At 61.4% G+C, this 20373-nt stretch carries 22 protein-coding genes and 2 tRNA genes; 10 read left to right on the top strand and 14 right to left on the bottom strand.

Features of this window, described 5'->3' with window-relative positions; genetic code table 11:
- Positions 1-554: 554 nt before the first annotated feature.
- Complete coding sequence (locus tag AACO21_RS14375; RefSeq protein WP_346193215.1) at positions 555-1523, bottom strand: site-specific integrase; 969 nt, start codon at positions 1521-1523, stop codon at positions 555-557.
- An 84-nt stretch (positions 1524-1607) separates the two neighbouring features.
- Between AACO21_RS14375 and AACO21_RS14370 the strand changes: the two genes are divergently transcribed.
- Positions 1608-1703: transfer RNA gene (locus tag AACO21_RS14370), tRNA-Sec, on the top strand.
- A gap of 45 nt (positions 1704-1748) precedes the next feature.
- On the opposite strand, the gene gltS is transcribed toward AACO21_RS14370, so the two are convergent.
- On the bottom strand, positions 1749-2945 hold the full coding sequence (gene gltS / locus AACO21_RS14365; RefSeq protein WP_346193214.1) for a sodium/glutamate symporter: 1197 nt from the start codon (positions 2943-2945) through the stop codon (positions 1749-1751).
- Between the two features lie 174 nt (positions 2946-3119).
- Between gltS and AACO21_RS14360 the strand changes: the two genes are divergently transcribed.
- The 5 genes from AACO21_RS14360 to AACO21_RS14340 all read left to right on the top strand — a co-directional run bounded on the left by AACO21_RS14360 (position 3120) and on the right by AACO21_RS14340 (position 5464).
- Positions 3120-3554, top strand: coding sequence for a glycine cleavage system protein H (locus tag AACO21_RS14360; RefSeq protein WP_346193213.1), 435 nt, complete (start codon positions 3120-3122; stop codon positions 3552-3554).
- Positions 3547-3921, top strand: a complete 375-nt coding sequence (locus tag AACO21_RS14355) for a DsrE family protein (RefSeq protein ID WP_346193212.1) — start codon at positions 3547-3549, stop codon at positions 3919-3921. Before AACO21_RS14360 ends, AACO21_RS14355 begins: the two co-directional genes overlap by 8 nt.
- Complete coding sequence (gene mobA / locus AACO21_RS14350; protein ID WP_346193211.1) at positions 3900-4490, top strand: molybdenum cofactor guanylyltransferase MobA; 591 nt, start codon at positions 3900-3902, stop codon at positions 4488-4490. Before AACO21_RS14355 ends, mobA begins: the two co-directional genes overlap by 22 nt.
- Before the next feature lie 92 nt (positions 4491-4582).
- Positions 4583-4765 carry a hypothetical protein gene (locus AACO21_RS14345; RefSeq protein ID WP_346193210.1) on the top strand — a complete coding sequence of 61 codons (183 nt, stop codon included), beginning with the start codon at positions 4583-4585 and terminating at the stop codon, positions 4763-4765.
- Between the two features lie 252 nt (positions 4766-5017).
- Positions 5018-5464, top strand: a complete 447-nt coding sequence (locus AACO21_RS14340) for a c-type cytochrome (RefSeq protein ID WP_346193209.1) — start codon at positions 5018-5020, stop codon at positions 5462-5464.
- Positions 5465-5557: 93 nt separating this feature from the next.
- Here AACO21_RS14340 and AACO21_RS14335 read toward each other — a convergent pair whose 3' ends face one another.
- The 5 genes from AACO21_RS14335 to AACO21_RS14315 form a co-directional block, all read right to left on the bottom strand.
- Positions 5558-7549: a UvrD-helicase domain-containing protein gene (locus tag AACO21_RS14335; protein ID WP_346193208.1), complete on the bottom strand. Its 1992-nt coding sequence runs from the start codon at positions 7547-7549 to the stop codon at positions 5558-5560.
- A 146-nt stretch (positions 7550-7695) separates the two neighbouring features.
- Positions 7696-8010, bottom strand: coding sequence for a hypothetical protein (locus AACO21_RS14330; RefSeq protein ID WP_346193207.1), 315 nt, complete (start codon positions 8008-8010; stop codon positions 7696-7698).
- 52 nt (positions 8011-8062) lie between these two features.
- Positions 8063-8761: a DUF4197 domain-containing protein gene (locus AACO21_RS14325; RefSeq protein WP_346193206.1), complete on the bottom strand. Its 699-nt coding sequence runs from the start codon at positions 8759-8761 to the stop codon at positions 8063-8065.
- A 10-nt stretch (positions 8762-8771) separates the two neighbouring features.
- Complete coding sequence (locus AACO21_RS14320; protein ID WP_346193205.1) at positions 8772-9908, bottom strand: PilT/PilU family type 4a pilus ATPase; 1137 nt, start codon at positions 9906-9908, stop codon at positions 8772-8774.
- Positions 9909-9927: 19 nt separating this feature from the next.
- Positions 9928-10971 carry a type IV pilus twitching motility protein PilT gene (locus AACO21_RS14315; protein WP_346193204.1) on the bottom strand — a complete coding sequence of 348 codons (1044 nt, stop codon included), beginning with the start codon at positions 10969-10971 and terminating at the stop codon, positions 9928-9930.
- A gap of 66 nt (positions 10972-11037) precedes the next feature.
- Between AACO21_RS14315 and AACO21_RS14310 the strand changes: the two genes are divergently transcribed.
- The 4 genes from AACO21_RS14310 to AACO21_RS14295 are packed head-to-tail and all read left to right on the top strand — an operon-like array spanning position 11038 to position 13365.
- On the top strand, positions 11038-11727 hold the full coding sequence (locus AACO21_RS14310; protein WP_346193203.1) for a YggS family pyridoxal phosphate-dependent enzyme: 690 nt from the start codon (positions 11038-11040) through the stop codon (positions 11725-11727).
- A complete protein-coding gene (gene proC / locus AACO21_RS14305; RefSeq protein WP_346193202.1) occupies positions 11724-12536 on the top strand; it encodes a pyrroline-5-carboxylate reductase in 813 nt (270 codons plus the stop codon). The genes AACO21_RS14310 and proC overlap by 4 nt, the downstream gene beginning before the upstream one ends.
- Positions 12536-13069, top strand: coding sequence for a YggT family protein (locus AACO21_RS14300; RefSeq protein WP_346193201.1), 534 nt, complete (start codon positions 12536-12538; stop codon positions 13067-13069). The genes proC and AACO21_RS14300 overlap by 1 nt, the downstream gene beginning before the upstream one ends.
- Positions 13066-13365, top strand: coding sequence for a DUF167 domain-containing protein (locus AACO21_RS14295; protein WP_346193200.1), 300 nt, complete (start codon positions 13066-13068; stop codon positions 13363-13365). Before AACO21_RS14300 ends, AACO21_RS14295 begins: the two co-directional genes overlap by 4 nt.
- A 132-nt stretch (positions 13366-13497) precedes the next feature.
- Here AACO21_RS14295 and AACO21_RS14290 read toward each other — a convergent pair.
- The 7 genes from AACO21_RS14290 to AACO21_RS14260 all read right to left on the bottom strand — a co-directional run bounded on the left by AACO21_RS14290 (position 13498) and on the right by AACO21_RS14260 (position 20370).
- Positions 13498-13573 (bottom strand) — tRNA-Phe (locus tag AACO21_RS14290).
- 78 nt (positions 13574-13651) lie between these two features.
- Entirely contained in the window at positions 13652-15133 is a 1482-nt protein-coding gene (locus tag AACO21_RS14285; protein WP_346193199.1) for a sensor histidine kinase N-terminal domain-containing protein, read from the bottom strand.
- A complete protein-coding gene (locus tag AACO21_RS14280; protein ID WP_346193198.1) occupies positions 15134-15805 on the bottom strand; it encodes a response regulator transcription factor in 672 nt (223 codons plus the stop codon). It abuts the gene before it with no gap.
- A 347-nt stretch (positions 15806-16152) separates the two neighbouring features.
- Positions 16153-17904 (bottom strand): cation acetate symporter, encoded by a 1752-nt coding sequence (locus AACO21_RS14275; RefSeq protein WP_346193197.1) that lies wholly within the window; start codon positions 17902-17904, stop codon positions 16153-16155.
- Positions 17904-18212: a DUF485 domain-containing protein gene (locus AACO21_RS14270; RefSeq protein WP_346193196.1), complete on the bottom strand. Its 309-nt coding sequence runs from the start codon at positions 18210-18212 to the stop codon at positions 17904-17906. The genes AACO21_RS14275 and AACO21_RS14270 overlap by 1 nt, the downstream gene beginning before the upstream one ends.
- Before the next feature lie 172 nt (positions 18213-18384).
- Complete coding sequence (locus tag AACO21_RS14265) at positions 18385-18969, bottom strand: CBS domain-containing protein (protein ID WP_346193195.1); 585 nt, start codon at positions 18967-18969, stop codon at positions 18385-18387.
- A 126-nt stretch (positions 18970-19095) separates the two neighbouring features.
- Entirely contained in the window at positions 19096-20370 is a 1275-nt protein-coding gene (locus tag AACO21_RS14260) for a Glu/Leu/Phe/Val dehydrogenase (RefSeq protein WP_346193194.1), read from the bottom strand.
- Positions 20371-20373: the final 3 nt, after the last annotated feature.

Below are 20373 nucleotides of genomic sequence, written 5' to 3'. Positions count from 1 at the left end.
TCGCTCGGTATGAAAACCCCTGCTGAGGCATTCGCATTAGCAGCGTAAGTTGAGCAGGTTCTGCTGGGTCAATACAGCCACTTCTTGGCCTGTAGTAGTATTCATTTCGTATTTACCTTCCTGCCCGCTCTGTGCGGGCATTATTTTTTTTAAGCTACAGATCGGCTCTGTTCGATGAACAGCAGTACGTCCTCTTTCCGGTAACGCACTGATCTACCTAGCTTTACGTATGGAAGGTTTGGCGCCCTCTTAGAGCGCCATGCGCGGAGAGTCTGATCCTTTAGGCCAAGTATTTGGCATACATCAGCCTCTTTCAGTAGATTTTCAGTTTGCATTCGATGAACTCGTATTTTTGTGTTGATACGCACCGAATATAACGGCGCGCACTCAACAGTTCATCAAGTCGAATTCGTACCAATCCACTCTGCCAGAGCACTCTGTGAAGAGCGTTTATGTGCTCGCATGTGGCCGGATGTTGGTTCGTTGGCTTGTTGCGCCAATGCAATTTTGTAAAAAAAATGTAAAACCCGCCCCGCTAGGCGGGCCATCAGTCATCAACCCAGTTTTTTGGCTAGGCTTTCTGCGCGCATGTGGCTGTATCGGGCGAGGCAGGCTAGGGTCCTGTGGCCGGAAACACTCGCCACTTCAACTGTAGATAAGCCACGTTCATGCAAGCGGCTCACCCCTTCATGGCGCAAGTCATGCCAGCGCAACCCCACTACCCCAGCCCTGGCACATGCGAGGCGGAACGAGTTATCTACCCCGTGCCTGCTGATCGGAAACACGAACCCACTGATATCCCTCGCCATAGCTGCCAAAGTGGAAGCCGCAAGCCCCGATAGCGGAACAACCCGGCTATCCCCGTTTTTCGTATCCCGGAACACCGCCACGCGCTTATGCAAATCAACATCAGCCCATCGAAGCGCCAACGCTTCACTTCGGCGGCAGGCTGTCTCGATACTGAATGCGAATAAGGGGGCAATCCAAGGCGTGCGGGCTTTCTTCAATTCAGCCAATAACACCTCGTATTCCCCTGCGTTCAATCGTCGGTCACGTCCTTTGCCTGCGCTTGGCTTACGAATAGCCCGCACGGGGTTAATGATCGGCATGGACCATTCCAGCCTCGCATGTTCGAACACAGCGGATAACGTGCAGAGGTCATGCAAAACCGTGACAGGCTTAACAGTTTTCAACCGCCTATCCCGGAAAGCGGCAACCCTGGCGGGTGTCACGTCTTTAACTGGAAGCCGCCCCAACTCGTCCGCCCGAATTACAGCCAGCCGATAGCGCTCCTGCGCCGCACCCTTTTTCTGTGGGGTCACCTCTTGCTCATAACGGCTTACCAAACTCTCCACAGTATCCAGACTAGGCGGTGTGTATTCGCCCAGGTCCATTTGCCGCTCAATGCCTCGCGCCCAGCGCTGTGCATCTTCTTTCGTCAGAAATGACTTAGCTACTGCCGGATAATCCTTGCGCTGAACGCGAACCTGAAAGCGCTCGCCACGCTGTCTAATCGTTGCCATGAATCCCCCAATAAGGACATAGGCAGGACAGCGCTAGTTTTGCGGTAACATTCGAACTGCTGAAACCCTTGCAGCACAGACAACGGAAGAGATCGTTCCCCGGTGGGACGGCCGGTCTTCAAAACCGGCAGGACCTGTCAGACAGGTTTGGGTAGGTTCGACTCCTGCTCTCTTCCGCCAATCATCCTTGCCCCTCGCCCTTGCTCCCCTAGCCAGCCCTGCCCCTCAGGTGATCGGCAGCATCAGGAAGAGTTTGATGACCAGGGCGTTGGCCAGGTCGATGAAGAAGGCGCCGACAATCGGAACAACCAGGAAGCCAAGCCGGGATGGGCCAAAGCGCTCGGTCACCGCCTGCATGTTGGCAATCGCCGTCGGGGTGGCGCCCAGGCCAAAGCCGCAATGGCCCGCCGCGATCACCGCCGCATCGTAATTGCGCCCCATGACCCGGAAGGTCACAAAGATGGCATACAACGCCATCAGCGCCACCTGCCCGAGCAGGATGCCGAACATCGGCAAGGCCAGGCTGGCCAGTTCCCACAAACGGAGGGACATGAGCGCCATGGCCAGAAAGAGGGCCAGCGAGACATTGCCGAGCACGGAGACGGCCCGCTCAAAAACGGCGTACCAGCCCAGACGGCTCAGCCCGTTGCGCAGCAGCACCCCGACGAACAGCACACAGACAAAGGAGGGCAGTTCCAGCCAGCTGCCGGGAAGCCCGCGCGCAATGGCCTGCCCGCCGAGCAGGCAGATGGCGATCAGCGCCAGCGTCTCGATCAGGGCGGGTGCCGTGATCAGGCGAACGGCGGCCGGCTGCTCGAACTGACCGGGATCGGCGGCCTCCATCGCCCCGGCGGCCTTGTCCGGTACGCGGGCAAGCAGCAGGCGGGCCACCGGGCCGCCCAGCAAGCCGCCGAGGACAAGGCCAAAGGTGGCGGAGGCCATGGCAATTTCGCTGGCGGAGGTCATGCCGTATTTTTCGGTAAAGATGCTGCTCCAGGCCAGGCCGGTACCATGGCCGCCGGAGAGGGTGATCGAGCCGGCCAGGAGGCCGAGCAGTGCCGGCTGTCCCTGAATCACGGCAAGCAGGATGCCCATGAGGTTCTGGGCCATGAGAAAACCGACCACCACCAGCAGGAAACGGAACATGGGCTGCCCGCCCCGGCGCAGGCTGGCAATATCGGCATTCAGGCCGATACAGGCAAAGAAGGCCAGCATCAGCGGCATGCTGAGCGCACTGTCAAAGCGGATGACCACGCCGCTCACCCCATTCAGGCACCAGATCGCCAGTGCCACCAGGAGGCCGCCCACCACCGGCTCCGGCACGCTGTAATGGCGCAGGAAGGCAACCCGTGCAACCAATTGGCGGCCCAGCAAAAGGACCAGCGATGCAGCCACCAGGGTGCCATACACATCCAGATGCATACCATCCTCCGAGTTTGTCATGGTGCGCCGCGTCCGCCTGGGCCGCAGGGAGATCGCCTGTCATATTACCGAAGCACCCGGACAGAGGCCAGGCGATATGGGCACGCGAGGCAACGGTGAGCGCGGCTGGTAACATAGACACCCTCCCTGCAACCAGTGGCCCCGCTTCTCGACATGGCTCATACCCCGTTTTCCGGCCTCATCCCCGAGGATCGCCTGTATTGCCCAGAACACGACATGTGGGTCCAGCCGCAAGCCAACGGCGAGGTACTCATCGGAGCGACGGCCTTCGGCATTTTTCTCGCCGGCGAAATCATCGCCTTCACCAGCAAGCCCAAGGGGGCCGAGGTGACGCGCCATCGCGGCATGGGGACTGTCGAATGTCGGAAAACCGTGCTCGCCGTCCACGCGCCGATCAGCTTCGTACTGCTCGAAGGCAACGATGCGGCGGAGGAGCAGCCGCGCCGCGTCAATGACGATCCGTACGGCAGCGGCTGGATGGCGCGCGCCCGCCCGAGCGATTGGGCCGCTGAAAGCGGCACCCTGCTCGATGCCGCCGCCTATCGGGCGCACATCCTGAAGATCGAACCGGAGGCGCGCTTTGGCTGAACGTCTGGCCCTCCTCATCTGGGCGGCCACGCCGGAACACCCGGCACTCGTCGTCACCCCCCTGGTGCACGCGCTTGCCGCATGCGCCCTCGATGCCGAGGTTGAAATCCATTTCGCCGGACCCGCCGTCCGCTGGCTGATTCCCGAGGTGGCAGACCAGGCCTGGCCGAGCGCAGCCCGGGAGAAATCGGTGGGCGACTTCCTGCGCGAAGTCGATGCCGCCGGCGCCCGACTCTACGCGTGCGGCATGGCCCGGGCCGCCTGGATCAGCGAAACGGAAGCGCTCTTTCCGAATGCGCGCGCAGCCGGTGCCACCGCCTTCATGGGGCGCACCCTGGACCCGGCATGGCGCACCCTGACCTATTGATGACGCCCCCGGCGATCACCGGACTGATCCTGGCCGGCGGCCAGGGCCAGCGCATGGGCGGCGCCGACAAGGGGTTGCAGCGATTTCATGATCGGCCGCTGGTCGAGCATGTCGAAGCCCGTCTGGCGCCGCAGGTCAGCACGCTGCTGATCAGTGCCAATCGTAATCTGGCGCGCTATGCCGCACTCGGTCATCCCGTTCTTCAGGATGACCTGCCGGATTACCCCGGCCCGCTCGCCGGCTTGCTGACGGGTTTGGCGGCCTGCACGACGCCCTGGCTGCTCAGTGCCCCCTGCGACACGCCGGGCTTGCCCCTCGATCTTGCCAGCCGGTTGCTTGCAGGGATCGGTGAGCACAAGCTGGCCTATCCGACGGTCGACGGCCGGGCGCACCCGGTTTTCTGTCTCTGCCACCGCAGCCTGGCCCCGCAACTGCGGGCTTTTCTGGCGAGCGGCCAGCGCAAGGTCATGCGCTGGTGCGACGATGCGGGCGGCATCGCCATTCCGTTCGACGATCAGCCCGGCGCCTTCCTGAACATGAACTCATTGGACGATCTCGCGTCAAACTGAACAGCAAGGTTGTGGAAATCCCTTATTGTTCAGTGCGTTATGCTCATTAAAATAGCGCGCCATTCCCTGGCCTTTGCGCTTGACGCTCTACCATGTTCATCAAAATTCATTTCCGCCTGACCCAGAACCGGGCCGGTTTGCCCATCGACTTCTCTGCTGCACGCCGCTTCCCGGCCAATCTGGAAGAGCGCTTGGAAGAACATGCCCGACAGGCCATTGCGGCGGATTACCAAATCCCGGCCAGCGCGGTTGAGATCAGTCATATCGAAGACTGAGCCGGATCGGGCAAGTCATTGAATCAAAATTTGAAATCGGTGTGACACAGTCTGTTACACAAGCGGCACGAAAGAACGACAGACCGGAAGGGCGAGGCGGCCTACACTGCAATTGTGCATTGAACCCCTCCTCTCGAAATTCCCCCTTTCGAGAATTTCAACCCCGCCCCGCGCGGGGTTTTTTTTGTCCTCGATCTCGCTAGGCCGTTATAATTACGCACTTTTATTTTTTGCGCATCGAGGTACATCAGCATGGCCGAGCAGCATTCTTCCAAGAGCATCATGTGGGCCGTGATCGGGATCGCCATTGTCCTGATCGCCATTGTTTATCCGCTGACCGTCAAACAGTCGACGTCCGCCGCTGATGCAGCGGGTGGCAATGATGAAGCTGACGTCCGCATCCAGCCGGTCGCCAAGTTCGAACTGGCCAAGGCGGCTGCCCCGGCTGCCGGTGGTGCCCCGCGCGATGGCGCAGCCATCTACAACGCCGTCTGCGGTGCCTGCCACAACACCGGCGCAGCCGGCGCACCGAAGATCGACGACAAGGGAGCCTGGGCTCCGCGCGTTGCACAAGGCAAGGATGCCCTGATCAAGAGCCTGACCAACGGCAAGGGCGCGATGCCGGCCAAGGGCGGTGCCGATCTGTCCGACGTCGAAATCAAGAACGCCGTTGAATACGTGATGAGCAAGGTCAAGTAAGCTGACCCCACGCACACAAAAAAGGAGGCTCCGGCCTCCTTTTTTATTGCCCTGTCGAGATACAGGTGCGCCAGATTCCCCCGCTGTTTCAGCTCACCCTTTCTTGCCCGACAACATCGCCTTCATGGCATCCAGACGGGCGCTCCCCGTGGCCTTGTCGGCCGGCGCAGCCTGTTTGCCGCCGGTAAAGCGAATGTCGTCGCGGCCCATTTCCTCAATGAAACGGGAAGGCTCGCAGGGCACGAACTCCCGCGCCTGTTTGCGCCGTTCGCACCAGGAAATGAACAGCGTGCGTTGCGCCCGCGTGATGCCCACATACATCAGCCGCCGCTCTTCCTCGACTTTGGCCGGCTCCTGCGATTCGCGGTGCGGCAGGATGCCTTCTTCAACCCCGACCAGGAAGACGTGCGGATACTCCAGCCCCTTTGAGGCATGCAGGGTTGAGAGCTGGACGGCATCCACCTCTTCCTCATTCTGCTTGTCCAGCATGTTGATCAGGGCGATGCTCTGGGTCAGCTCGATCAGGGTCCGGCCATCCTGCTCGCCCTTGCGGTTGATCCAGTTGGCGAACTCGCACACGTTGGCCCAGCGGGTCTGCGCCGTGCGCTCTTCCTCATGATCGTAGAGGTAGGTTTCGTAGTCGATGGCTTTCAGCAGATCGGGCAGGACTTCGTGCGCAGGCTCGTTGCCCGCCCGCCCCTGCATGCGATTGATGAAGTTGCAGAATTCCAGCACGGGGCCGAGTTGCCGCTCCTGGACACGCTGGGCAAAGCCTTCCTCAAAGGCCGCTTCGAACAGCGAGATGTGGCGTTCGCCGGCATAGGTGCCGAGCACCTGCAGGGTGGTCGGGCCGATCCCGCGCTTCGGGGTGGTGGCCGCCCGGATGAAGGCCGGATCATCGTCCTCGTTGGTCAGGAGGCGCAGGTAGGCAATGATGTCCTTGATTTCAGCCTTGTCGAAGAAGGATTTGCCGCCGGAAAGCACATAGGGAATGCGGTGGTCGCGCAGGTATTCTTCAAAGATCCGCGCCTGATGGTTGGAGCGGTACAGGATGGCGTAATCGCGGAATTGGGTGCGCTGCTCGAAGCGATGGGCCTGCAGCTTCATGACCACGCCTTCGGCCTCGGCATCCTGATCCCGACAGGCGGTCACGGTGATCTGCTCGCCATGACCGAGATCGGACCAGAGGCGCTTGTCGAAGAGCTTTTCGTTGTTAGCGATGACGTTGTTAGCCGCCTTCAGAATACGTACGGTCGACCGGTAGTTTTGCTCCAGTTTGATGACCTTCAGCGCCGGGAATTCCGCCGGCAGTTTGCGCAGGTTGTCGATGTCGGCCCCGCGCCAGCCGTAGATGGCCTGATCATCATCGCCCACCGCCGTGAATTGCGCCCGCACGCCGGTCAGGAGTTTGAGCAGCTGGTACTGGCAGGCATTGGTATCCTGATATTCATCGACCAGCAGGTAGCGCAGCCGATTCTGCCATTTGTCGGCGATCTCGGGATGCTCGGAGAACAATTTGACGGGCAGACCGATCAGATCGTCGAAGTCGACCGCCTGATAGGCTTTGAGCGTCGCCTCGTAAGACAGGAAGGCATGCGCGGCGAGCTTTTCGTGCTCGTCACGGGCCAGCTTGAGGGCAGCCTCAGGCGTGACCAGCGCGTTCTTCCAGTTCGAGATGATCGATTGCAGGATGCGCAGCGTGGCCTTGTCGACCGTATTGGCGACCTCGCTGATGATGCCGGCACAATCGGCAGAATCGAAAATCGAAAAGCGGGGTTTGTAGCCAAGGGCCTTGGCCTCTTCGCGCAGGATCCGGACCCCCAGGGAGTGAAAGGTGGAAATCTGCAATTCGCCGGCCAGCCCCGGCGTCAGGATTTTTCCGATGCGTTCCTGCATCTCCTTCGCCGCCTTGTTGGTGAAGGTGATGGCCGCGATATTGCGTGGCTGGAAACCGCACTCCTCGACCAGATAGGCGATCTTCTGCGTGATCACCCGTGTCTTGCCCGAGCCCGCACCGGCCAGGACGAGCAGGGGCCCATCGAGGTAGTAAATCGCTTCGCGTTGCTGGGGATTGAGACCGGCCATGGCTGTGTCGTGGAGACTGAAAGGAAAACGCCCCGACGAGGCGGGGCGCTGGGCAGCCCGCATTTTAACGCAGGCGGGGGAGAACCGGAGACATCTCGGCGGCGTTGAAAAATCGCCGCTCAAAGCGGTCGACCGTCGCCCCTCCCTCAGGCTTCGTCATCCACCGCCGGACGTTGGCGCAGCAAGACATCCGTACGCAACAAGCCTTCCGGCAGTCCTTCCCGCGCCAGGCGCTCGGCCAGGGCATGGGCTTCGTCCTGAATCAACGCCTGCCCCTCGAAGTCGGCCAGCGCCGCTGCTTCAACCTCATCCAGTTCTTGCTGCAGACTGCGCTCGCGGTCGGCTGCCAACCCTTCTGCTGCCTCAACCCGCCGGACGGATGCGGCGGCGGCATGCTGCGCGCGTGCCACCGATTCCGGGGTGGCACGTTGTGTGGTCGAGGGCAAGGCAGGCAGTTTCATGGGGTGGGCTCCTCAGACACGCTACGGCACCGCAGGCCCGAACTTGAATGCCTCAGAGTGCGCCAAAGACCTTTTTCAGCAGCGAACTCCCCGCCTCCAGCGGATTGCTGCGCAGGCGTTTTTCTTCCTCGGCGATCATCAGGAAGAGGCCATCCATGGCTTTCTGGGTCACGTAACGGTCAATATCGGCATCTTTCTGATCGATCAGGCCGGCGCTCGCCGCCTTGCCGGCGAAAGCGTTGTACTGCTCCGCCAGTTGCAGCTTCTTGGTCGAGGTTTTAACGATCGGCAGGAATTTCTGGGTCAGCGCATCGGCCGAGGTGCGGCGGAAAAACTGGGTGACGCTATCCTCACCACCGGTCAGGATGCCCTTGGCGTCCTGCACGCTCATCTTCTTCACGGCATCGACCAGAATGGGCTTGGCCTCGGCCACTGCCTGCTCGGCGGCATGGTTCATGGTCTCGACCAGTTGATCCGCCTGCTTGCCCAGGCCGAACATGCGCAGGCCTTTTTCGGCCTTTTCGAGATAACCCGGGAGCGGAATCTTGACCTTGCTGTTGCCGAGGAAACCATTGTCCTTGCCCAGCGAGGCCACGGCGTAGTCGGCCCCCTTGGCGAGCGCTTCCTTGACACCGGCACTCGCATCGCCGGTTGAAATGGCATCCAGGCCGGCCGCCTGGGCCAGCGCGACGGTCAACCCCATCCCGGCGGCAAAAATCCAGTGGGACACACGCTTCGAAAAATGCGTCATGCGATGCTCCTTAAACAATATCCAGATGATTCAAGCCCGCAGCCAGATTGCGGTCCTTCGCATCCTTGCCCTTCAGCTTGATCTGCAAACGCAGGTCGTTCAGCGAATCGGCATTGCGCAGCGCGTCTTCGTAGCTGATCTTGCCGGCTTCGTGCAGGTCGAACAGCGCCTGATCAAAGGTCTGCATGCCGAGTTCGCGGGACTTTTTCATGATCTCCTTGATCTCGTACACATCCCCCTTGAAGATCAGGTCGGCGATCAGCGGCGAGTTGAGCATGACCTCGATGGCCGCCACCCGCCCGCGCCCTTCGCGCCGCGGGATGAGGCGCTGGGAGACCATGGCACGCAGGTTGAGCGAGAGGTCCATCAGCAGTTGCTGGCGACGGTCTTCCGGGAAGAAGTTGATGATCCGGTCAATGGCCTGGTTGGTGCTGTTGGCGTGCAGGGTGGCCAAGGCCAGGTGGCCGGTCTCGGCGAAGGCGATGGCATAGTCCATCGTCTCGCGATCGCGGATTTCCCCCATCAGGATCACATCCGGCGCCTGACGCAGCGTGTTTTTCAGCGCCGGCGCCCAGTCTTCCGTATCGACCCCGATCTCGCGCTGCGTGACGATGCAGTTCTTGTGGTCATGCACGTATTCGATCGGGTCTTCGAGCGTGATGATGTGCCCGTAGGAGTTCTCGTTGCGGTAATCCACCACCGAGGCCAGCGACGTGGTTTTACCCGTCCCGGTGCCCCCCACGAAGATGACCAGGCCGCGCTTGCTCATCGCCACATCCTTGACCACGTTGGGCAGGCCCAGCTCCTCGATGGTCGGGATGGTCATGTTGATGGTCCGGCAGATGATCGCCACCCGCCCCTGCTGAATCAGCGCATTGACCCGGAAACGTCCGATCCCGGCCGGAGAAATGGCGAAGTTGCATTCCTTGGTCGATTCGAACTCCGCCGCCTGACGGTCGTTCATGATCGAACGCGCCAGTTCGGCAGTGTGCTGCGAGGTCAGCACCTGGTTCGATACCGGGGTGACCTTGCCATCCACCTTGAAGGCAGGGGGAAAACCTGCCGTGATGAACAAGTCCGACCCGCGCTTCTGCACCATCAGGCGCAGCAGGTCGTGCATGAATTTCATTGCCTGATCGCGTTCCATCGCTCAGCTCCTTGATTGATCAGGCCGGGAAGGCGTCTTTGTTCATCGCCTTGTGACGGGCTTCATTGCTCGAAATGATGTTGCGACGCACCAGATCGAGCAGGCATTGATCCAGGGTATACATGCCCTGGGCCTGGCCGGTCTGGATGGCCGAGTACATCTGGGCCACCTTGTTTTCGCGGATCAGGTTGCGGATCGCGGGCGTGCCGATCAGGATTTCATGGGCCGCCACACGGCCCCCGCCATCCTTGGTCTTGACCAGGGCCTGCGAGATCACCGCACGCAGGGATTCGGACAACATCGCACGGACCATTTCCTTTTCTGCCGCCGGGAAGACGTCGACGATCCGGTCCACGGTCTTGGCGGCCGACGAGGTGTGCAGAGTCCCGAACACCAGGTGGCCGGTCTCTGCCGCCGTCAGGGCAAGACGAATCGTTTCCAGATCGCGCATTTCGCCCACCAGGATGATGTCCGGATCTTCGCGCAGCGCCGAACGCAGGGCGTTCGAAAACGACAGGGTATGCGGCCCGACTTCCCGCTGGTTGATCAGGCACTTTTTCGAGGTATGCATGAATTCGATCGGGTCTTCGACGGTCAGGATGTGACGATAGAAGTTCTCGTTCACATGATCGACCATCGCTGCCAGCGTCGTCGATTTACCGGAGCCCGTCGGACCGGTCACCAGCACGATCCCGCGCGGATATTCGGCAATCTCGCGGAAGATGCGCGGCGCACCGAGTTCTTCGAGACTCATGATGTTCGTCGGAATGGTCCGGAATACCGCCGAGGCACCACGATGCTGGTTATAGGCATTGACCCGGAAACGCGCCAGATTGGGAATCTCGAACGAGAAGTCGCACTCGAGCGTCTCTTCATAAGACTTGCGCTGCCCGTCGTTCATGATGTCATACACCATGGCGTGCACTTCCTTGTGCTCCAGGGGCGGCAGGTTGATGCGACGCACATCGCCATGCACCCGGATCATCGGCGGCAAACCGGACGAGAGGTGAAGGTCGGATGCCTTGTTCTTGACCGCGAAGGCCAGCAGTTCGGTAATGTCCATGCGGGAGGGGTCCTTCCTGCACGCAGCGTGCGTGTATACTGAGAAATCACGTGATTCCAAAGGATTATGAGCGTAATCGTCTCGAACCTGCAAGCTGTCCAGGCCCGTCTTGCCGCCGCCGAAAAGGCCGCTGGCAGAACCAATGGCAGCGTCCGCCTGCTCGCCGTCAGCAAAACCTGGCCGCTCGCCAGCGTGCTTGAGGCGGCCGATGCCGGCCAACAGGCCTTTGGTGAAAACTACGTCCAGGAAGCGGTCGAGAAAGCCATGGCGACGGTCGACCGCCATCTGGAGTGGCATTTCATCGGCCCCCTGCAAAGCAACAAGACCCGATTGGTCGCCGAGCATTTTGCCTGGGTACATTCGGTCGACCGTCTGAAGATCGCCGAGCGCCTCGCCGCCCAACGTCCGGCCCATCTGCCGCCGCTCCAGATCTGCATCCAGGTCAATGTCTCCGGCGAAGCCAGCAAGAGCGGCTGTGCGCCGGCCGATACCCTGGCCCTCTGCCAGGCGGTAGCGGCACTCCCCGGCCTGCGCCTGCGCGGCCTGATGGCGATCCCGGAACCGACCGACGATCTGGCGGCGCAACGGGCTCCATTCCGGCAACTGCGCGAACTTCAGGCGGCCGTCTGCGCCGCCGGCATTCCGCTCGACACCCTCTCCATGGGCATGTCCCACGATCTCGAAGCCGCTGTCGCAGAAGGCGCGACCATCGTCCGCATCGGCACGGCCATTTTTGGTGAAAGAAACTACGCATGAAAATTGTTTTCCTTGGTGGCGGCAACATGGCCAATGCCCTGATTGGCGGCATGCTGAAGCAGGGTTTTGCCGCGACGGACATCACCGTGATCGACCCGGGCGCTGAGGCGCGCCAGAAGCTGAGTGACAGCTACGGCGTTCGGACGCTGGCCTCGGCCAGCGAAGCCGACCATGCCGGCGACCTCCTGATGCTCGCCGTCAAGCCGCAGCAAATGAAGGATGCCGTGGCGCCGCTCGTTCCCAAACTGGGTCAGGCGCTGGTGGTCAGCATTGCCGCCGGACTGGATATAGCGGCCCTCTCCCGTTTCCTGGGCGGCCACCCCCGCATCGTGCGCTGTATGCCGAACACCCCGGCCCTGGTTGGTGCCGGCATCACCGGCCTGTGCGCAGCCCCGGCCGTGGATGCTGCCGGCAAGGCAGCGGCCGACCGCGTGCTGAAAGCAGTGGGCACCACCGTCTGGATTGACGACGAAGGCAAGATGGATGGCGTCACCGCCTTGTCCGGCAGCGGCCCGGCCTACGTTTTCCTGTTCATCGAAGCCCTGCAGCAAGCCGCCGCCGAACTCGGTTTCACGCCCGAGCAGGGTCGCCAGCTGGCCATCGAAACCGTTCAGGGCGCGGCCGCCCTCGCCGCCCAGTCGCCGGAGCCGGCGGCCATCCTGCGCGAGCGCGTCACCTCCAAGGGCGGCACCACCGAAGCTGCGCTCAACAAGATGGCCGAGTGCGGCGTCAAGCCGGGCATCGTGGCCGGCGTCCATGCGGCCGAAGCGCGCGGCAAGGAACTCGGCAAGCTCCTGGGAGCGGCCTGATGCAGGCAGTGCTCTTTCTGCTCGATGCCGTGGTCGGTTTTTTTGCTACGCTGTTCCTGCTGCGCTTCATCATGCAGTGGTTCCGCGTCTCGTTTTCGGGCCAGTTGGGCACCTTTGTCGTGCAACTGACCAACTGGGCCGTCAAGCCCTTGCGCCGGGTCATCCGCGGCATGGGGGGCTTCGACTGGGCCAGCCTGCTCCCGGCGTTTCTGCTCGAACTGGGCTTTGCCTTTGCGGCACTGGGCCTGAGCGGCGCACTGGGCAACGCGGAGAGCAGCCAGCTGCTGCCCTGGATCCTGATGCACACCCTGCGCAGCGTCCTGCGGCTGGGCGTATACATCTTTATTGCAGCCCTCATCCTGCAAGCCGCGATGTCCTGGATCAATCCTTATTCGCCGCTGGCCGCACCGGCGCACCAGCTGACCCGCCCCCTGCTGGCACCGCTGCAACGCGTCCTGCCCCCGGTCGCCGGGATTGATCTCTCCCCCCTGGTCGCCATCCTGCTCCTGCAAGTGGTGCTGATGCTCCTGTGAGCGATTGGTGCCGCACGGCCGGCGACGGTCGACTCACCCTGACCCTGCATATTCAACCCGGCGCCAAGAAGACGGATGTCGCCGGGCTGCACGGGGATGCACTCAAGATCCGCCTGGCCGCGCCGCCGGTCGACGGCAAGGCCAACGAGGCATTGATCAAATTCCTTGCCGAACGTTTCAGGCTGCCCAAAAACAAGGTCACGCTGAAAAGCGGCCACACATCGCGACGCAAGGTTCTGGAAATCATCGGCAGCTGCGCCGAAGAAGCCAGCGCCCTGCTCAATCCACACCCCTAGTGCCTTCGGGCACACCCGCGTACCACCCCTGAAGCGCGCACGCCGGGACACGCCTGCGCATTGTCGGGACGTAAAAACCCCAGAACCAATGCAAAAAGCCCAGCGCGAAGGCTGGGCTTTTTGTTTGAATCTTGGTGGCCAAGGGCGGAATCGAACCACCGACACGCGGATTTTCAATCCGCTGCTCTACCAACTGAGCTACTTGGCCAACGAGGAGCGCATTATAGGCACGATTCTCAGAATTGGCAAGGGTTTTCGGAATTTATTTCTCGTCCTGAAAAACGGCTCAGGTTCCGATCGGTGGCGACTGGCGATACAACTCTGAAAAATCATCCGGCGGCCCTTGCGGCGGCAGGGGCGGATACCAGGCCAGGAAAGGCACGCGCGCCACGGCGCCTTTGCCCTTCGGGTTCGGACGCAGCGCCGCGATGGCACCATGCTGCTGAGCGATTTCCTGCACGATGGCCAAGCCCAGACCGCTCCCTTCCGTCGCGGCATCATCGACGCGGTAGAAGCGCTCAAAAACCAGTTCCGCCTGCTCCTCGCTGATGCCGATCCCGTCATCTTCCACCTCCAGGAGTACCTGGTCGACCCCGGGCACGATACGGCAGGTCACATGACCGCCCGAGGGGGTATAGCGCAGCGCGTTGTCGAGCAGGTTCTTGATCAGTTCTCTCAGCAGAAAGGCGTTGCCTTGAATCATCGCGTTCCTGGGCGCCTCAAAACCCAGGTCGATATTGCGTGATAGCGCCACCATCACCCAATCCTCAACCATTTCACGCGCCAGGACGACCAGATCGAGGGGGTGCTGGGTCAACGTTGCCTCGCCCCCTTCCGTCCGCGCCAGGGTCAGCAATTGATTGACCAGGCGCCCCGCACGATCGACGCCCATCGCGATCTGGCGAAGCGCATGGTGCAATGCCTCCGGATCGCTTTCACGCATGGCGAACTGGGCCTGGGTTTTCAGGCCGGTCAGCGGCGTCCGAAGCTGATGGGCCGCATCCGCCACAAAACGCTGTTGGACGCCGACGTTTTTCTTCATGCGCTCGAGCATGTCGTTAAAGGCCTCCACCAACGGCTCCAGTTCCTCCGGAACGCGGCGGGTGGCAATCGGGGAGAGGTCAGCGGGATCGCGGGCTTCGATGGTCTGGCGCAGACGCGTGAGGGGGCGCAAGCCGCGCGAGAGCCCGAACCAGACCAGCATGACAGCCAAAGGAATAATGATGAATTGCGGCAGGATCACGCTGGCCACAATCTTGTTGGCCAACTGGGAACGCTTTTCCGTGGTTTCGGCCACCTCGACGACGATCCATTGATCGCGCGGCATGGTGCTTTCCGCCAGCCAGGTATAGGCCACACGCAAATCCTGGCCGTTGAATTCGGCGTCGCGCATGTAGATTTCCCCGGACAGCGCCTCGTCCTCCTGAGGGACCGGCGGCCTTGGCAAATCCTTGTCGCCGGCCAGCAAGCGCCCGCCCTGGTTCATCACGTGGAAATACACGTTATCGGTTTCGTCCGCCCGCAGGAGGGCCCGTGCCGAGGGCGGCAAGGAGAGCACCGGCTTCCCGCCCACCAGTTTGACCTGCCGGGCAATGGCGGCCACATGCTCACGCAGGGCCTGATCGTAGGGAAAATTCGCCACGTTATTGGCGAAGTAATGCGTGAAGGCGATCGAGAGCGGCCAGACAAACAGCAGCGGAGCGAGCATCCAGTCCAGGATCTCGCCGAAGAGCGACCGTTCGGTTTCGTTAACGTTGGAGAGGCTCAATTATTCGCCTTGCGGACGCTCAAGGCAGTAGCCCAGCCCGCGCACCGTGGCGATTTTGACGCCACCCTGTTCCAGTTTCTTGCGCAAGCGATGCACATAGACCTCGATGGCATTGTGGCTGACTTCCTCACCCCAGCCACACAGATGTTCCACCAGCTGATCCTTGCTGACGAGGCGCCCCATGCGGGTGAGGAGGACCTCCAGCAACCCGACCTCCCGAGCCGACAGTTCCAGCGGCAGTCCGTTGATGTGGGCAACACGACCAACCTGATCGTAGCTCAGCGGGCCACACTGAATGGTCGGCGTTGTCCCCGCAGAACGACGTGTCAAAGCCCTGACGCGCGCCTCCAGCTCGGCCAGCTCAAAGGGCTTGGCCATGTAATCATCCGCCCCCAGATCCAGCCCTTTGACCCGATCGTTGGTGCCGTCCAGTGCCGTCAAGATGAGCACCGGCAACTGGGAATTGCGCGCCCGCAGCCGTTTCAGCACCTCCAGGCCCGGCATCTTGGGCAAACCGAGATCCAGGATGAGCAGGTCATAGGTACTGGTCACCAAGGCCGTGTCCGCCTCGACGCCATTGGGTGCCCAATCGACGGCATAACCGGCCTGACGGAGAGAACGGGTCAAGCCGTCCGCAATAATGACATCATCTTCCGCGATCAGAATTCGCATCGTGCTCCAACGCCATGGCGTAAGTCATTTGTAAGCAAATTGTATTATACTGGCAGCGCTGTTCTCCTTTTATGGTCTTAGGAGTTCGCAGTGATTCACTGCGACTCAGGGGGTGGCCCGATCCTGCACTGGGCGGCCCCCTACCGTTTTTTTCTCCCCCTGAAAAATACACAAAACACCGCCTTTCAGCGATGACTTGCTGAACGGGGCGCTTTTGCTCATTTTGAGCCACGGACAACGGTCGACCGTCAGGCACGGCGTTCGCACCCAAACGCAATTAAATCGTCACCCAAAAAGCAAAAAACCCAGGCTTGCGCCTGGGTTTTGATTTTCAGCCGGAGCCGGGATTAGTGACCGCTTGCAGCGGAAGCACCCACACCGGTTTCCGAACGGGTTTCCTGATCGGCGAAGGCAGCACGCTCCTTCTTGGCCTGCTCGCTGTTGTCGAGGATCGAGAACAGCCAAATGCCCACGAAACCGATGGTCATGGAGAACAGGGCCGGGGAGGTGTAGGGGAACCAGGCGGAACCCTTCGGATTGCCCATGACGGCTTCCCAGATGGACGGGGAAACCACGGTCAGGCCAACCGAGGAGATCAGACCGAGGAAACCACCGATCACGGCACCCTTGGTCGTGCAGTTCTTCCACAGCACGGACATGAAGAGGACCGGGAAGTTGGCAGAAGCGGCGATGGCGAAGGCCAGGGAGACCATGAAGGCGATGTTCTGCTTTTCGAAGGCGATACCCAGGACCACAGCAACCACACCCAGCACCATGGTGGTGATACGGGAAACACGCAGTTCGGAAGCGGAGTCTGCATTGCCGTTCTTGAACACGGTGGCGTACAAGTCGTGCGACACAGCGGAAGCACCGGACAGGGTCAGACCGGCAACCACAGCCAGGATGGTGGCGAAAGCAACCGCGGAGATGAAGCCGAGGAAGACGTTGCCGCCAACAGCGGAGGCCAGGTGGATAGCCGCCATGTTACCGCCACCCTTCAGGGCGCCCTTGGCATCCAGGAAGGTCGGGTCGGTCAGCACGAAGCAGATGGCACCGAAGCCGATGATGAAGGTCAGGATGTAGAAGTAGCCGATCCAGGTGGTTGCCCAGAACACGGACTTGCGGGCTTCCTTGGCATCCGGCACGGTGAAGAAGCGCATCAGGATGTGCGGCAGACCAGCGGTACCGAACATCAGGGCCATACCGAAGGAGATGGCGGAGATCGGATCCTTCACGAAGGAGCCCGGGCCCATGATGGACAGACCCTTGGTGGCAGCCAGCGTGCTGACTTCAACACCCTTGGCAGCGGCTTCTTCGATCAGCTTGGCATCCTTGGCAGCCAGTGCGGCCTTGATTTCAACAGCCTTGGCAAACATGGCTTCCGGGCTGAAACCGAACTTGACCAGCACCATGAAGGCCATGAAGGAAGCACCGGCCAGCAGCAGGATGGCCTTGATGATCTGCACCCAGGTCGTTGCGGTCATGCCGCCGAAGAGCACGTACACCATCATCAGCACGCCGACGATGATCACGGCCATCCAGTATTCCAGACCGAAGAGCAGCTTGATCAGCTGGCCGGCACCGACCATCTGGGCGATCAGGTAGAAGGCAACCACCACCAGCGTGCCGGTCGCGGCAAAGGCGCGGATCGGGGTCTGCTTGAAGCGGTAGGCCGCGACGTCAGCAAAGGTGAATTTGCCGAGGTTACGCAGACGCTCTGCCATCAGGAAGGTGATGATCGGCCAGCCGACGAGGAAGCCGATCGAGAAGATCAGACCGTCGTAGCCGTTGGCCATCACCGCGGCGGAAATACCGAGGAAGGACGCGGCGGACATGTAGTCGCCGGCGATTGCCAGACCGTTCTGGAAGCCGGTGATACCACCACCACCGGTATAGAAGTCAGCAGCCGACTTGGTCTTGGCAGCGGCCCACTTGGTGATGTACAGGGTACCGGCCACGAACAGGCCGAACATGATGATGGCGGTCCAGTTGGTCGCCTGCTTCTCGGCCTGACCGAGATCGGCACCGGCTGCCAGTGCGGCACCGGCAGCGCCCAACATGGCCAGCAATGCAGCCAGTTGCTTGATGTAGTTCGCCATTACTTGGCCTCCTTGATGATCTCTTCCTTGAGCGCGTCAAACTCGGTGTTGGCGCGACGGACGTAGATGCCGGTGATGATGATCGTGAACAGGATCACGCCCACACCGATGGGAATCCCCACCGTGGTGACGCCAGTGGCACCCAGGGGCTGGGCAAGGAAGGCCTTGTTGAAGGCGATCAGCGAGATAAAGCCGTAGTACACGACCAGCATCAGGACCGTCATGATCCAGCCGTACGTGTTACGAGTGCTTTTCAGCTGCTGGTATTTCGGGTTGGCCCGAATCCGCTCGTAAATGTCGTTCTGCATTGATTTGCTCCTCAGACTTTTGGTTATAGAGGCATTGCTGCGGAATCTAATGTACGAGGGGCGTCTTACAGTTAACTTACAGTTACGTAACGAATTACACAGTAGTGAAACATGAGCACAAAAAAAGCCTGCCGTCCGGAGACGACAGGCTTCACGCTGTCAGCGGCGACGCTCAGTTGGCGAGCGCGGCTTCGATTTCGGCAAAGGTCTGTGGCAGATCGAAGCCCAGCACCGGCACCCCGAGCAGGCGACCAATGTGCGTGGCCGAGAAGATCCCGCGCACGCGCGGCAGACCGGTCAGCGGATCGACATCCTCAACCAGAATGTGCTGACGCCCCTTGCTCTTCAGGGCATCGAGAATATCGGCCACACGGGCATGCATGACTTCGTTCAGGTACAGGGTCTCGACCTGAGCGACCGGCGTCATCAGGTCTTTCACCGTCAGCTCCTCGCGCTTGCCGCCACGGGCCAGGGCGATCTGCATCGGCTTTTCGCCCAGAATGTCACGTGCCGTGATCAACCCCAGCACCTGCTCATCCGCACCGACGACCATGAGCAGACGCACACGGCGCGAAATCATGCGCGTGTTGGCCTCATCAATCCCGACATCGGCACCGACCGTCACGGCCTGAACACGGGAAAAATCGGTCATCGCTTCCACGGCGGGCGAATCCGCGCTGACGTGGTTGAAACCGGACGCACACAGCGTCGCATTCTGGGAAAGCTTGTGCGTCCGCACTTTTGCTGCCAGGGTCATTTTTTTGCCTCCTTCTGTTCTTGTCTGTCGCGCAACCCGCCGGGCTGCACACCGGGCGCATCCCTGCGGGGAGGCGGCCTTGATGTCAGTATTCGGCGATTCTCGCCGCTTGGCAAGAGGGGCGTGCTACGGGTACAGGCCGCGAATCGCCCGTGCTTCCAGCACCCGACTGCACGCAATGACGAACGCCGCCGTGCGCAGCGAGAGTTTTCGGTCCTCCGCCAACTGCCAGATCGCCGCAAATGCTTCGGCCATGATGCGCTCCAATCGCTGATTGATTTCATCCTCGCTCCAGAAGAAGCTGGAGAAATCCTGTACCCACTCGAAGTAGCTGACAGTCACGCCCCCCGCATTGGCCAGCACATCGGGCACGACCACCACACCCCGCTCGGCGAGGATGGCCTCAGCTTCGGGCGTGGTCGGCCCATTGGCGCCTTCCACCACGATGCGGGCCTGTACCTGTCCGGCGTTGTGACGGTTGATCTGCGACTCCAGCGCCGCCGGCACCAGGAACTCGCAGGGAACCGACCAGAATTCCTCGCGGCTGATCTCGCTGCAGCCCGGCGCCCCTTTCAGGGTCTTGTTTTCCTGCAGGAAGCGCCGCAGCGCCGCCACATCCAGCCCAGCCGGGTTGTACACCGTGGCGCTCACATCCTGCACCGCCACCACCTTGGCCCCGGCCTCGGCAAAAATGCGCGCGCTCGCTTCGCCGACATTGCCAAAGCCCTGCACCACGACGCGGGCCCCTGCGATGGGGATGGCGAGGCGCTTGGCCGCCTCGCGCGCCGTCACGAAGACGCCGCGCCCGGTAGCGTCCGGGCGCCCGAGCGAGCCGCCCAGCGACAAGGGTTTGCCGGTCACCACCCCGGTCACGGTGCGCCCTTCGCCCATCGAATAGGTGTCCATCATCCAGGCCATGACCTGAGCGTTGGTATTCATGTCCGGCGCCGGAATGTCCTTGTCCGGCCCGATCATGGACCCGATCTCGCTGGTAAAGCGACGGGTCAGGCGCTCCAGTTCGGACAATGAGAGGGTGCGCGGATCGACACGGATGCCCCCCTTGGCGCCCCCATACGGCACATTCACGACGGCGTTCTTGATGGTCATCCAGCCGGCCAGGGCCATGACTTCGGAGAGCGTCACATCCTGGTGATAGCGGATGCCGCCCTTGCCGGGACCTCGCGAGGTATTGTGATGCACCCGATAGCCTTCGAAATGGGCCACTTCGCCATTCTCAAGGCGAATCGGCACATCGACGATCAGGGAGCGCTTGGGGCGGCGCAGGGTTTCCACCCAGGGCCACAGGCTCTTCTCGAGCAGGGGCGCCACCTGGTCCACCTGATGCAGGAAGATGTGCCACGGGCCGACGTTTTCGGACGAGATGTAGGACGGCAGACTCATTGC

The organism is Dechloromonas sp. ZS-1, from assembly GCF_039649255.1.
In the GTDB taxonomy this organism is placed as follows: Bacteria; Pseudomonadota; Gammaproteobacteria; order Burkholderiales; family Rhodocyclaceae; genus Azonexus.
The sequence above is the reverse complement of the archived record's forward strand: the minus strand, read 5'-3'. Positions and strand labels throughout refer to the sequence as shown.